This window comes from Abiotrophia defectiva ATCC 49176, from assembly GCF_037041345.1.
GTDB lineage: Bacteria > Bacillota > Bacilli > Lactobacillales > Aerococcaceae > Abiotrophia.
In genome coordinates, this window is the sequence record NZ_CP146287.1 from 1337223 (window position 1) to 1351276 (window position 14054).

The 14054-nt window shown below is 46.1% G+C and carries 9 protein-coding genes; 2 read left to right on the forward strand and 7 right to left on the reverse strand.

What is annotated here, in order from left to right; all coding sequences use genetic code 11:
• Nucleotides 1-129: 129 nt before the first annotated feature.
• Complete coding sequence (locus tag V7R82_RS06260; protein WP_338541976.1) at nucleotides 130-2235, reverse strand: penicillin-binding protein 2; 2106 nt, start codon at nucleotides 2233-2235, stop codon at nucleotides 130-132.
• Nucleotides 2236-2417: 182 nt separating this feature from the next.
• Between V7R82_RS06260 and V7R82_RS06265 the strand changes: the two genes are divergently transcribed.
• Nucleotides 2418-5183 (forward strand): YfhO family protein, encoded by a 2766-nt coding sequence (locus V7R82_RS06265; protein WP_338541978.1) that lies wholly within the window; start codon nucleotides 2418-2420, stop codon nucleotides 5181-5183.
• Nucleotides 5184-5268: 85 nt separating this feature from the next.
• Here the strand turns inward: V7R82_RS06265 and recA are convergent, their stop codons facing one another.
• The 3 genes from recA to V7R82_RS06280 form a co-directional block, all read right to left on the reverse strand.
• On the reverse strand, nucleotides 5269-6315 hold the full coding sequence (gene recA, locus V7R82_RS06270; RefSeq protein WP_070755352.1) for a recombinase RecA: 1047 nt from the start codon (nucleotides 6313-6315) through the stop codon (nucleotides 5269-5271).
• 96 nt (nucleotides 6316-6411) lie between these two features.
• Entirely contained in the window at nucleotides 6412-7566 is a 1155-nt protein-coding gene (locus tag V7R82_RS06275) for a molybdopterin-binding protein (RefSeq protein ID WP_338541980.1), read from the reverse strand.
• A gap of 209 nt (nucleotides 7567-7775) precedes the next feature.
• The gene (locus V7R82_RS06280) at nucleotides 7776-8477 is read right to left on the reverse strand and encodes a TIGR02206 family membrane protein (RefSeq protein WP_338541982.1); all 702 of its coding nucleotides are present in this window, start codon (nucleotides 8475-8477) and stop codon (nucleotides 7776-7778) included.
• A gap of 203 nt (nucleotides 8478-8680) precedes the next feature.
• On the opposite strand from V7R82_RS06280, the gene zwf reads away from it, so the two are divergent.
• Nucleotides 8681-10114, forward strand: coding sequence for a glucose-6-phosphate dehydrogenase (gene zwf, locus V7R82_RS06285; RefSeq protein WP_338541984.1), 1434 nt, complete (start codon nucleotides 8681-8683; stop codon nucleotides 10112-10114).
• A 394-nt stretch (nucleotides 10115-10508) separates the two neighbouring features.
• On the opposite strand, the gene V7R82_RS06290 is transcribed toward zwf, so the two are convergent.
• The 3 genes from V7R82_RS06290 to dinB form a co-directional block, all read right to left on the reverse strand.
• Nucleotides 10509-11495: a bifunctional oligoribonuclease/PAP phosphatase NrnA gene (locus V7R82_RS06290; protein WP_338541986.1), complete on the reverse strand. Its 987-nt coding sequence runs from the start codon at nucleotides 11493-11495 to the stop codon at nucleotides 10509-10511.
• Between the two features lie 30 nt (nucleotides 11496-11525).
• Entirely contained in the window at nucleotides 11526-12836 is a 1311-nt protein-coding gene (locus V7R82_RS06295; RefSeq protein ID WP_314062775.1) for a DRTGG domain-containing protein, read from the reverse strand.
• An 80-nt stretch (nucleotides 12837-12916) separates the two neighbouring features.
• The gene (gene dinB / locus V7R82_RS06300; protein ID WP_070755346.1) at nucleotides 12917-14038 is read right to left on the reverse strand and encodes a DNA polymerase IV; all 1122 of its coding nucleotides are present in this window, start codon (nucleotides 14036-14038) and stop codon (nucleotides 12917-12919) included.
• Between the last annotated feature and the right edge of the window lie 16 nt (nucleotides 14039-14054).

A 14054-nucleotide genomic window follows, 5' to 3' on the forward strand; every position in this document is an offset into this window, starting at 1 on the left:
GCACTCATTTTTTATAGAGCTTACATAAATAGTTAACAAGTAGACACCTAATTTTGGTCTCTTACGAGTAAACTAATAGTAGCTAAAGTCCAAAAAAGGGACTGGAACTTAGGTTCCAGCCCCTCCAGCTTATGGTTGGTTTGGTTTGTAACTTTCAATTGTTGAGCGCGTTGCTTCTCTCGTTTCGAAATAAGCATTCATGACATCCCGGGCAATTCGGGTAGAATCACGACCGGTTGCGTCAGCTGGTAGATAAGGTAAGACCACGCTGACCGCAATTTCAGGCTTATCATAAGGCGCATAACCGATATAGGTGGCATTAGTCACTGGATTATTGGCGGCATACTGGATTGGGCCAGCATAGAAGGCTTCGTCCGTCCCTGTCTTAGACCCAACCTTGATAGGGTAATTCATGAAGAGGTAATGAGCTGACCCGTCCATTGTATGGGAAACTTGATACATCCCTTCGTGAATGCGATCCATAACAGTTTTTTCAACTGGCACTACGTTCATGACCTTAGGTTCAATTGTCGTTTCTACTCCACCTAGATGTCCATTGGCATCTGTATTGCGGATTTCCTTAACCAAACGTGGCGCATAACGAACCCCACCGTTGGCAATGACGCTAGCATATTGAACCAGTTGCAGCGGCGTATACAAGTCAAACTGCCCAAAAGACAAGAACAAGATGTTAACCAGTTGTTCTGACTCAGGTAAGTATCCAACAGACTCGCTCGGAATATCAATCCCAGTCTTAGTTCCTAAACCAAACTCGGCAAAGTACTCACGCATGGTATCCAAAGTCTTAGGATCGATATCCAACTTACCGTCCTTAGTATATTCGTTCTGTCCACCCATTCTCATGGCGGTCTTAATCATGTAGATGTTGGAAGATTTTTGCAAGGCTTCAATATCATTAATATTGACTTGACCCGTACGGTTGAAGACGGAACTCTTTTCAGCAGAGCCCTGGAACTTCATTGGTTCATCCAAGATGGTATTATTATTTAGGCTGAGCGCGCCCGACATGTAACCCATAGCCACCATGGCAGGCTTAACCGAAGACCCCATACCATAGGAGGTGTTGAGAGTCCCCAAGGTGTCATCTTCGATGGTATCATAATCATAAGAGTCGGTCGCTTGGTTGTATTTGAATCGTTTACCAACCAGAGCTAAAACATCCCCATTATTGGGGTTAAGCACTGCAATGTAAACCCGATCGTTCAAACCACGGTTTTCAATTTTCTTAAGCGAGCTTTCGGCAATCTCTTCTAATTTCTTCTGGAAATCGATGTCCATGGTCATGACTAAGTTGTCACCCTTGGAGCCTTCGTAGACGACTTGTTTAGCCAAAACATCATCGGAAGAGTCGGTTACAATCTTAGATACCGACTTTGCACCATGTAAAACGTCTTCGTATTGTTTTTCTAGATAACTGATCCCTACCCGGTCATTCATGGCATAGCCACGCGCCAAGTACATAGGAGCCAGTTCACTTGGTAAACCTCGTTGTTCAGAGGAGACTTGTCCCAGAATAGAACGCATCATTTCTCCTTGCGGGTATACCCGTTGCCAGTCAGTCCCAACTTGAATGCCTGGTAACTCACCCAAGTGTTCACTAACCCGTGCAACTTCATCAGGCGTCACATTTTTATTCTTAACAGTTACTGTTGACAGCGAGAAGGCGCTGTTCATACGTTTGAAGAGGGCAATAATTTTAAGTTCAGACTCTGAGTATTGAATATCGTCTTCTGTCACGGTCCCCAATTGTGCTTCATAGGCTTCAGAACCCGCTAATTTGCGTTGTTCAGCCGTCAAACGTCCATTGACTGTATCAGGATTGGTCACTAAGAAGTAATCCTTGCGGTCCCGCTCCGTCACTTCTTGAGTTGGTACATCAACTAAGGAGGCTAGTCTTCGAGCTACCGCAATAATATCCTTGGCTTGAACTTTAGAATCACTGTCACGGGTATAAAGAATAGCCCGTTCAGGCTGGTTACCGACCAGGACTTTCCCATTACTGTCGTAAATCATCCCCCGTGGCACAGAACCTGTCGAGGTTGTCGACTCGGTCCTTTCAACCATTCGTTTGAACATCTGTCCATTATAGAGTTGGATATAGCCCAGTCTTATGAAGAGGGCCGCAAAACATAAAAAGGATATCATTAATAGTAGGTTCAAACGAAAGGGAATATGGGATTTATTCTTTGGTTTCTTTAACTTATAACGTGGCATTTCAGCTCTCCATTCCCTTCATAACATTTTAAGCTCTTCTATTATACCAAAAGAATCCGCCAAAAGATAATAGTTCATCGTAAATCCATAAAAAAAGCTAAAAATCTAGTTGTTTAGAGGATGCTATTAGGCTTAAAATTTGGTAGAATAAGTGGGAATGTAATAAATCATTGGAGGTATATATGAACCAGCACGTGAACCAGCGCGCGTTGCAACGCTTCGTACGCTACAAACCATATCTATTAAACCTGGGCTTAACCACACTTATTCTACTTGGTTTGGCCCTTTTCAAAGGATTTGCGCCTTTTGGCTCCAATTCCATGCTAACTATCGACTTGGGCCAACAGTATATCGACTTCTTCAGTCTCTTCCGGCAGACTCTGACTCAGACGCCAGAGCAATTCCTCTATAGCTTCCAAAAGGGCTACGGGGGAGAAATGATTGGGGTATGGGCTTATTATCTTATGAGTCCCTTTAACCTAGTCTTGCTCCTCTTCGATGAGCAGCACCTAGCTGTCGGCGTGACTCTTTTAACCTATCTCAAACTAGCCGGGGCTAGCCTGACCTTTTTCTACTTTGCTCGCAAAAAATATCATACCAATACGGTTATGGGCAGCCTCTTTGCCAATGCCTATGCCTTAATGAGCTATACCTTTACCTATATGCTCAACATCATGTGGTTTGACGTCTTAGTCTTCCTGCCACTGATTGCGCTAGGTCTAGACCGCATCATGACTCAACGTCGCAGCAAGCTCTATGTCATTATGTTGGCCGTCAGCCTGATTTCTAACTACTACATTGGCTTTATGATGTGTATCTTCCTAGCCTTCTATGCCGGCTATGTCATCTTCGAGAAGTTCCCTAAGGTGACCATTAAATCCTTTATCCAACACTATAGTGACTTCGTCATCCAGTCTCTGATGGGGGCTGCCATTAGTGCCATGATGTTGATCCCCACCTTTATGGCCTTGCTCAGCAGTAAAGCAACCCATACCAAGACCGACTGGAACTGGGATGTGGCCCATAATCTAGAGGCGATTGGTTCCAAACTTTTCCTTGGCTCCTTCGTTTTCGACGAAATCAAGAAAGGCTCGCCAAACCTCTACTCTTCTATCCTAGTCAGTCTCTTCGTTGTCTACTACTTCTTCATCCGCAAGATTCGTTGGCAAGAAAAAATTGCAGCCATTGTGGTCTTGATTCCTTTCTATTTAGGATTCCACTTCAAGATTTTTGACCGTTTATGGCATGGTGGCCAGTTCCCAATCTGGTACCACTTCCGCTTCTCTTTCTTGACCACCTTCTTCCTCATCATTTTGGCCCTCAAAGCCTTCCAAAATCGCCGTCAGACCTTGGCCTACTGGCAAAGTATCCTGATGATTGTCGGTGTCACGGTCTACACCTACTATTATTATGGGCGCATGGCCGATTACAAGTTCCTCAAACTCAGTGCTATCAATATCGACTTTAATAACCTAGGGACAACCAAGATTGAAGCCAACCTACTCTTAAGCTTGATTTTTGCCCTCTTGATTATTCTAGTCTTGCACTTCGAGTTTCTCATGCCTAAGCTCATGCAAGTAGCCTTACTAGCGGTTGTAGCCTGCGAGATTTTCACCAATGGTGCCTTGATTCTGCAAGAGCTCAGTTACGTTCAACTTTCTAAGTTTAATGACTATGTTTCGATTTTAGACCAGTCTCTTACAGGACTGCGAAACCCATCGGATGACTTCTACCGAATTCATACCACCTACCAACGTTCTAAGAATGAGGCCATGTACACCCATTTCAATGGGATGAACCACTTTGGCTCTACCATTGATGCTAATGCTCCTAAACTCTTTGGTTATTTGGGGCTGCCTCAGACATCTGGGGTTGTAGAGTATACTAACGGGACCCTCTTCACCGATGACTTCTTCAATATCCGCTATCTCTTGGACCCTTCCAAAGATACGGCAGCCAATACCTTGCCTGATCAGTATAAACTTTATCAAGTGGCGACTGATTTGGATATTCAAGCCTACCCAACCATTGATAGTCAACCGCGTTATGTGGTGCATGAGAATACTGAACGTCTGGGCTTGGGGATTGAAGTTTCAAAGCAATTGACCTTCCTATCTGATCCTTTGGTTAACCATCAACCTATTCAGAACCAAGAATACCTCCTCAGCCTCGTGGACTATAAGGGTAACGGCAAGCCATACTTTACTGAGCATGAACTTAAGGAAGAATCGCCTGTCAATGTCACCATCACCAACCGCGGTGACGGGGATTATATGACCTATTCACGTAATAGCGAAGCAAATGACAGTGATCCGACCAAGCCAAAACTACCTCACTACTTCAGCTTCCGCTTTAATACGACTAGCGAAAATCCTTACTACTTCACCCTTCCTAGTCAATACGATGGTGAGAAAACCAAGCTAGACCTTAACAGCGAAGCCTACCACTTCTATGGGACCTTCTCCTATCGCCAAATCACTAACGCGTCCTACAAGAAAATTCAGGATAATCAAGAACTCAAGGTTCGTCTTGAAAAACCAGAATTGAAAGCTAACCTACCAAAACTCTACGAGTTTGATAAGGCACGCTATGATGCTATGATTGCTAGCAAGAAGGACCATCTCTTTAAAGTAACGAGCTTCAAACACAATAAGATTACGGGTACCATTAATACTGAACAAGAAGAAGGCTATCTGCTCTTCACCATCCCTTACGACAAGCACTGGCGCATTACGGATAATGGCCAACCTGTCCAAGGCATCTCAGTCTTGAATGACACCCTACTGGCTATTCCAATTAAGAAGGGCGACCACACCATTACCCTTCACTACTTCCCATTGCCTGTATGGATTGGTTTAGCTGTCAGTCTCTTAGGTATTGCTGCCTTCGTCTTAGACCAGACTTGGCTTAAAAAGTATCGCAAACCATTGGAAATTGCTAGCGCCTAACTAAAAAAAGTCCGCCAGATGGCGGACTTTTTATTTGCCTTTGAAAAAATGTGGCTGGAAGACTTCCGGCCACATCCTTTTTATCTTATTCTTGGAAAAGTCCACCTAAAGCCACTTGAGCTTCTTCATTAGTCTCAGGTGCTTCGCCAATCTTATAGTGAGCCCGAACACGAGCTTCGATTTCTGCTTGTACTTCTGGGTTGTCCAAGAGGTATTGTTTAGCAGCTTCACGACCTTGCCCAATACGAGCCTCGCCGTAGGAGTACCAAGAGCCTGCCTTGTTGACAATATCTAAATCAGCTGCCATATCGACTAGCTCACCCACCTTAGAAATCCCTTTACCGTAGACAATGTCTACTAGGGCTTCCTTAAATGGTGGCGCCACCTTGTTCTTAACAACCTTAATTTTTGCACGGCTACCAATCACTTCGCTACCGTTCTTAATCAACTCAGCCTTACGCACTTCTAAACGAACAGTTGAGTAGAATTTGAGGGCACGACCACCTGGTGTCGTCTCAGGGTTCCCGAACATAATCCCTACTTTTTCACGCAATTGGTTGATGAAGAAGCAGATGGTTTTGGTCTTGTTGACATTACCGGATAATTTACGAAGCGCTTGGGACATGAGACGGGCTTGTAAGCCAACATGGGCATCCCCCATCTCCCCATCGATTTCAGCGCGTGGTACCAAGGCTGCAACCGAGTCAATGACGATGATGTCAACCGCCCCTGATGTTACCAAGGCATCGGCGATAGCCAAGCCTTGTTCACCTGTATCTGGTTGGGACAAGAGTAACTCATCAATGTTAACCCCTAAAGCGGCAGCATAATCTGGGTCCAAGGCATGCTCAGCATCAATGAAGGCAGCCAAGCCTCCTTGTTTTTGTACTTCGGCAATTGCATGGAGGGCCACAGTAGTCTTACCAGAAGACTCTGGACCATAACATTCAATAATTCGGCCTCGTGGATAGCCACCTACCCCTAAAGCAATATCTAAAGCCAGGGAACCTGACGGAATGGTCGAAATTTTGGTGTCGACTTTTTCACCCAGACGCATGATGGAGCCCTTACCAAAGCTTTTTTCAATATCTTTTAGGGCCTTATCTAGGGCTTTTTTGCGGTCTTCATTCATTCTTTAACATCTCCTCTTTCTGAACTCTTCTATAGTTTACCTAAAATCTCAGCAAAAAGCAAGTAAAACAAGAACATTTGTTCTGATTCTTTTATTTTAGCTCAAATGCTTATGTAAGAGGCTTAAAGCTTCATAGACGACAATGCTAGCCTGAACCTGGTAAGGTCGCTGGCCTAGGTAGACTGGTCGCTCTAGGCGTTGGCCTGACGGTTTGACTAAAATCAGCATTGCCTGATCTTGATCTTGCTGATAGTTGACTAAGCAGAAAGTGTCTTGTGCTAAGTCTTGACTTAGAGAGGCTAAACTCGCTTCTAAGTTTGCTGCTGTCACTTCTTGAATATAGCCTCGCTGGTAAACAGCCGCCTCAGGATCTTGCTGGCGTAGGCGACTTGCTAGCTGACCATAGGTAAAGCCTTCTAGACTTACTAGTCGCTGACCTCCTTCTGCCATTTTACCTAAGACATAGCCCGCGAAATCAAAGTCTTCCCCCTGCCCCATATAATAATCGCCAGCCAGGCCAATAAGCTCCTGAGCCAAGGCCTGATTAAGGGCATGAGCGCCTTGGGAGGTTGCAGCATTGGCTGTCAAACGCACCGCGATATGACGTGGCTTGGCATAGAGCCCTAGGGTAGGATTGCTTTGCTCTGCAATGGGTTGGGCCAAAATTTGGGCTAGTTTAGATTCCCCAATGCCAAAAAAATTAAGATAGAGCGACTCCATGGCCTCTTGCTTACCTAACTGTTTAGCTAAATCCGGTAGGACTTCTTGCTTGAGCATTTGATTCATCTCATAAGGCGGACCAGGCAAGAGAATGTAGGTCACCCCTTCATGTTGGTAGACAGAACCACATGCTAAGCCATAGGCATTCCACAGGGCCTTGCCCCCTTTCAAAGTAAGAACCTGCAGCAAGTCAATTGGCACACATTCCTGCCCCTCATGAGCTAAATGCTGGTTTAACTTAGCCAGTTGGCGCGGATCCTCTTCCAAGGTTGTCCCAACAAAGGCCGCCACCACTTGCTTGGTAATATCATCATGAGTAGGACCCAGACCGCCAGTTAAAATGACCAAGTCTGAACGCGAGTGCGCTAGTGCTAAGGCTTGGGTCATACGCTCCCAGTTATCCCCCACTGTCTGCTGATAATAAGTGCCAATGCCAATGGCTAATAATTGCTTAGCAATATCACTCGCATTACTGTTGACCACATAACCCATCAAAAGTTCTGTTCCGACTGAAATAAGTTCTGCCCTCATCATACCCCTCCTTATATATATAGACCAAAAGCCTAGCTATCGCATTTTTTTTGCAGGCCTTTTTCACTTCTTTTATTATAGCCTATCCCTGAAGCCTTAGGCTAGTAGGATTGCTTAAGGTTTAGCGTTTTATACATTTTTTATAAGTCAGCCAATCAACCACTTCTAAAGCCATATAAAAAGCACCTAGCTAACTAGGTGCTTGAAACTTAGTTTTCAAGATAAATTTCCTGAGGTCTTAAGGCTTGTTTGGCCTTCCAGTTGGCCACTAGGTAGTCTGCTACAAGTAGGGCCACAATTAAGACCAAACTGACTGCTAAATAAATCACCCAGAGTGGGCTACCCGTTATAAAAGGTGGTTCACTGAGCAAGCCATAATTGCCACCTGTCAGTATATTAACCAGCACTAAACCGGCATTAATCGCCAAAGTGATAACTGCCAATTGCCAGCGCTTGAGTAGATTAGGTTGATAATTTTTGAAGAGGTAAATAAGGGCATTGACCCACAAGGCATAGTGTCCCACTAAGAAAGAAAAACTGGTAACATGCGGGAAATCATAGGGGTCGAAAACCGGATAGACCAAGGCGAAGAAGGCACCACTAGCCCCGAGTAAAGCGAAATATTGCTTGAAACGCGATTTGCCTGGCCATAGAACCAGGGCAAACATGGCCAAACGACAATGATAAAGTGGCAAGCTATTTGAGATAGGTAGGGAATAAACCACATACCAGGTATAGAGAACGGTCAATTGGATAATTTGTATAATTCGGAAGGTCTTAACATAGGCAGGATCGCGATATTTTCGTAAGGTTGTCCAACCGAGCGCGACCAAAAGTCCGACAATGACCAAGAACCAGCCCAAGGAAATGGCAGGCGGCGCGGACTGAGTAGTTGTCAAAAAATCTTTCATAGGCGAAAGGCCTCCTTATAACATGATCTTGCTCATCATATAATGTCACAGGTCTCTGAGCCATGTGTTCCTTTATTATACCCAGTCCACCCTTTTCTCGCAAGAGGAACTTTGCCACAAAAAAGTTGCTTGTTCCAAGCACCTACATTGTCTAATCTAGGACTGATAGGTTATAATACAAGTGAATGAATTGGAGGTATCCCATGAAAGAACAACCTATCCTTTTAACCCTCTTTGGGGCTACGGGTGACTTGGCTTTCCGCAAGCTCTACCCTGCTATTTACCAACTCTATCGCAGTGGCCGTCTATCTCAGAATTTTGCTTTGATTGGGACTGCCCGTCGTCCATGGTCTGATGAGTATTTCCGTCAAGTCATTGTAGACAGTGTAGGCGCTCAGGCGCTTAGCCCTGACCACGTTCAGGAATTCGCCTCCCACTTCTATTATCTATCCCACGATGTTCAAAATACCGAACACTATGACCAACTCAAGCAATTAGCGGACCGGCTCGATGCCACTTACCAAACCCAAGGTAATCGCCTCTTCTACCTGTCCATGTCCCCCACCTTCTTCCCTATTATTGCTGAGCATATTAAATCGCAAGGTCTTTTGGCATCAGGCTTTAACCGCCTCATTATCGAAAAACCATTTGGGCATGACCTAGCTTCTGCTCAAGAATTGCAAGATAAACTCAACGTGGCCTTCGATGAATCGCAAATCTACCGTATTGACCACTATCTGGGTAAAGAACTGGTTCAAGCCCTCTACCACTTGCGTTTCCACAACCAACTTTTCCGTCATACCTGGAATAAGGATCATATCGCCAGCATCCAAATTTCCTTACCTGAAATGGTGGGGGTTGAAGAACGAGCTGGCTATTACGACCACTCTGGCGCTAGCCGCGACATGGTTCAAAACCACATGCTCCAACTGCTCGCCCTGCTTACCATGGCAGAACCTGCCTCCAACCAAACAGCAGATATTCAGGCAGCTAAATATCGTAGCCTAGCCAACCTACATCACTATTCTGACGCTCAAGAATGTCAAGCGAGTGTAGTTCGTGGCCAATACAGCGCTCAAGGCGACCTCAAGGGCTATCTGGAAGAAGAAGGCGTTGATCCTACATCCCGTACTGAAACCTATTTTGCTGCCAAAGTGATGCTAGATTTGCCAGAATGGGAAGGTGTTCCTTTCTATCTGCGGACCGGCAAGCGCCTCAATCAGAAGGCAACCATGGTGGATGTCCTCTATCGTCCAACCCAAGAAGGCTTGGAAGGCGACCAGCTCCGCATTGAAATCGCCCCTGACCTGGGCTACACTCTCTGGCTCAACACAAAAGCCATTGGCTACAGCCAGGATAGCCACCGCGTGCCACTTAGCTTCCGCTACAATTCAGAAGAATTGGCAGAAAGTCCAGATGACTACGCACGCTTAATTTTCGAAGCTAGCCAAGGTGATCGCGAACACTTTACTCAATGGTGTGAAGTGGCCGCTGCCTGGAAATTCTTGGATAATATTCAAGCCTATTGGACTGCTGATACTAAGACACCACTAGCCCAGTATCCAGCTGGCAGTCATGGCCCTCAAGAAGCCGACGACCTCTTAGCCCGCGACGGTTTTGAATGGCTCCTTAAATAAGATGAAAAGAGTTTAGGACTTGAGCCTAAACTCTTTTTTGCTGTCTTTGAGCTAGTGGTCTACTTTGAAAAGTGTGCCACTGACTCTGGGTTTTGTGACGCTTTTGAGGCAATCGACTACTTTCTTGGCATGCTAGTGGTCCACTCCGCCGAGTGGACCACTAGCTCTGGACATTTGTGACTTTTTGAGGGAAATCTGCCACTTTCTTGACACGCCAGTGGTCCACTCAACGGAGTGGGCCACTAGCTCTGGATATTTGTTGCTTTTTGAGGGAAATCTGCCACTTTCTTGGCGTGCTAGTGGTCCACTCCGCCGAGTGGACCACTGGCTCCATCTTTCCAGACACAAAAAACCCATTATATCATATATGATATAATGGGTTTTCTTCATCATGTTAAACTTCTTGCTCAAGCTCTTGGCGATATGCTAGAACAGCTTGCGTTAACTCTTCTACAATGGCTTGTCGCTCAGCTAAACTATGGGCATTAGCGCCACTAGCCATGGGATGGCCACCGCCATCATAATTGGCTGCAATCCCGTTGATGACAGGCCCTTTGGAACGAATACGGCAACGATAGTGGTCGCCATTGCCTTCTTGTTGAACGAAAATGACCCAAGACATGACGCCTTCGATACGACCCGGCAAGGTCACCGCAATCTGAGTTTGTTCTTCACTAATACCAAAAGCCTTAATGTCTTCTTGGCTAATAGTCACCCAGGCGATACCTGCTTCATTAATGGACATGGTCTCATAGATATGTCCTTGGAATTTGGCTTCTTCAAAACTCAATCGCATAAAACGGTCACTAATCTCAAAGGATGAGAAGTCATATTGTTTAAGCCAAGCGGCGACTTCCAAGGTCCGTGAGGTGGTTGACTCATAGAGGAAGCGAGCCGTATCAGATACCATACCAGTATAGAGCAGGCGCGCTGCTTGATCCTGCATAGGCAGCTGGTCACCTAGGTGGCGACTGATTTCGGCAATGATCTCGCAAGTTGAACTGGCAATCGGGTGGACAATTTGAAGTTGCCCGTAGTCATCAACAGGAGGATGGTGGTCAATTTTGACCAAAGTCGCACCCTTGTCATAATGATCGCCGTCAATCCGAGGTTGGTTGGCGGTATCACAGACAATAACCAGGGCACCTTGGTAGTCGGCGGCTGTCACCTTGTCCATGGCGCCAATCCACTTGAGCCCTTGAGTTGTCGTGCCGGCCGCTAAGACGCGTTTGTCAGGGAAAGTCGATTCAATCAGCGACTTGAGTCCTAATTGGGAGCCGATAGCATCCGGATCAGGCCTCACATGACGGTGAATGATAATGGTTTGGGCTGCTTGAATTAATTGGATGAGGGCTTGTGCCTCGTGATGTTCAATATACATAGTAGTTTTCTACTTCCTTACTCGCTAAACTTAGTTACGTTCAATCATTTGGCTGGTAATAATGGCCTTGGCCACCAGACTATTCTCGTGGAAAACATCCACCTGGGTTAGGGCCGCCCGACGGTTGTGGTTGAAGACATGACCCTTAAATTGAATTTCATTGCCGATTTGGATGAGGTTGAAATAATGAAGGTCAATCTTCTCGATAACACTGTTGAGATGTGTCAACTCAAAGACCTTGCGATCCGTCACTTGGGCAATCAGTTCAGTCAGAACCCCATAGGAAATCGTCCCAAAGTTGCCAATCATCTGAGGTTGTACGAAGGCTTGGAAATCATAGTCCGTGACTTCACTGGCCTCTTCTAACTGGGCCGTAATGTCTTCTTCAAAGGTATGCACCATTTGCGGTTGCTGTTGGACCACTTGAATGGCCTTGGAGACTTCCTCACGCGTCACCACCCCAAGCAGTTGAAGATTATCTTCTACCACCGGAATCATCTCGATATCCTGCCAAATCATCTTATGCGAGACACTGGCCACCGACATATGCGTCTTAACAGTCACCGGATTCTTGGTCATGACCCGCTCCAACTGAATGGACTCTTGCTTACCTTGGACATCCTTAGCGGCCACCACCCCAATCAAACGTTGGTTATAGCAGACAGGAAAACGTTCCTGTCCCGTTTCTTCCATTAAGCGATTGAAGTCAGCTACCGAATCACTTGGCGCTAGAAGTGGCACCTGAGACAGTGGTGTGTAGATATCCCGAATGGTCATGATTTCCTTCTTAATCATCTGATCCGCCATGGACCGGTTGATGATGGTCGCTACCGTAAAGGTATCGAAGGTGGTGGAAATCACTGGCAAATTACGTTCATTGGCCAAACTAATGACCTGGTCACTGGCCTTGAAGCCCCCGGTAATGAGTACCGCCACGCCCTTTTCCAAGGCAAAGAGTTGGACGTCTTCCCGGTTCCCCACAATAATCAAGGAATCATCAGTAAAGTAACGCTCCATAGCGTCCTTGGTCATGGCCCCAATGATGAATTTAGACAGATGTTGGGTTAGCCCTTGGCTGCCGCCTTGGACCTCTCCTTCAATAATTTGCACCACTTCACCAAAGGTTAGCATTTCCGGCGAATATTTTTGCTTCTTCTCAATACGAATGGTCCCAACCCGCTCAATGGTCGAGACAATCCCTAGTACTTCGGCGTCCTTAATGGCCCGATAGGCCGTCCCTTCACTCATCTTGAGATGCTTGGCAATCCCTCGAACCGAGATTTTATCCCCGATGGGGAGGGATTCAATGTATTGGATAATCAGATCATGTTTGGTTGCCATATAGTCACCTTCTCTTTAGACACAAAATAACTGTTATACTTCATATTATAACAGTTATTTTAAAAAGTAACAGACCTGTTTTACATTTTTTCAAAAGATAATTGTGTATTGACCTTATCGAGCTGAATTAGCCCAGCCGTTGAGACACCTAGTAGGCGAACAGTCTTATGCAGATGCCCATGAAGCTCCCAGAGTTCCTGCACCGCTTGGCTAATCACCTCCACATCTTGGCTAGGAGAGCCCAAGGATAGTTGACGCGTTAAGGTCTCGAAATCATCATAGCGAATCTTAAGCGTCACGGTCTGGGCGTGGAAATTCTTGGCCTTTAAGATTGCCACCACCCGCTTAGTCAGCTGGGTCAAGGCATCTAGAACCCCCTCTTCTTCCGCCAGAAACTGAATGAAGGTAGTCTCCTTGCCAATGGACTTGCGCTCACGATGGGGCTGGACTGGCGCATCATGGACCCCCCGCACCTTGTAGTAGAGGGATTTTCCCATTTTACCAAAATGTTCAATCAGGTCTTCTAATTCAATTGCTCGCAAATCCGCCCCTGTCATAATCCCCCTCTGGTGAAAATAAGGTACTGACTGCCGCCCCACCCCATAGAACTTATCAATGGGTAGGTCATCTAAAAATTCCAAGGCTTGATCAGGTGTCACCACCGTAATGCCAAAGGGCTTACGGTAGTCAGAGGCAATTTTGGCTAGGAACTTGTTATAGGACACCCCAATCGAACAGGTTAGGTTGAGTTCTGCCTTAATTTGAGCTTGAATACGCTGGGCTAAGTAGGTCGCACTTTGGATGCCCAGCTTATTATGGGTCACATCCAGGTAGGCCTCGTCCAGGGACATGGGCTCAATCAAGTCCGTGTACTGGGCAAAAATCGCCCGAATCTGCTGAGACACTTCCTGATAGTGAGACCAATCGCCCGCAATAAAGACCGCATGGGGACAACGTTTAAAGGCTTCAGCAGCCGTCATGGCCGAATGGATGCCATATTCACGAGCCTTATAGTTGCAAGTAGAGACGATGCCCCGGCCACCAGTTAACTTAGGATGCTTGGCAATCACAATAGGTTTGTGAGCAATCGCTGGATTATCCCGCGCCTCGACATTGGCATAGAAGGCATCCATATCCACATGCAGTATCTTTCGTGATGTGTCCGGCACCGGATCCTTAAACTCTAAAATCCCATAGCGCATGATGCCCCTCCTCTCC

Bases quoted from the DNA above. Each gene is read 5' to 3' on its own strand.
- V7R82_RS06260 (WP_338541976.1), bottom strand. From the start codon at position 2,235: ATGCCACGTTATAAGTTAAAGAAACCAAAGAATAAATCCCATATTCCC.
- V7R82_RS06265 (WP_338541978.1), top strand. From the start codon at position 2,418: ATGAACCAGCACGTGAACCAGCGCGCGTTGCAACGCTTCGTACGCTAC.
- recA (WP_070755352.1), bottom strand. From the start codon at position 6,315: ATGAATGAAGACCGCAAAAAAGCCCTAGATAAGGCCCTAAAAGATATT.
- V7R82_RS06275 (WP_338541980.1), bottom strand. From the start codon at position 7,566: ATGAGGGCAGAACTTATTTCAGTCGGAACAGAACTTTTGATGGGTTAT.
- V7R82_RS06280 (WP_338541982.1), bottom strand. From the start codon at position 8,477: ATGAAAGATTTTTTGACAACTACTCAGTCCGCGCCGCCTGCCATTTCC.
- zwf (WP_338541984.1), top strand. From the start codon at position 8,681: ATGAAAGAACAACCTATCCTTTTAACCCTCTTTGGGGCTACGGGTGAC.
- V7R82_RS06290 (WP_338541986.1), bottom strand. From the start codon at position 11,495: ATGTATATTGAACATCACGAGGCACAAGCCCTCATCCAATTAATTCAA.
- V7R82_RS06295 (WP_314062775.1), bottom strand. From the start codon at position 12,836: ATGGCAACCAAACATGATCTGATTATCCAATACATTGAATCCCTCCCC.
- dinB (WP_070755346.1), bottom strand. From the start codon at position 14,038: ATGCGCTATGGGATTTTAGAGTTTAAGGATCCGGTGCCGGACACATCA.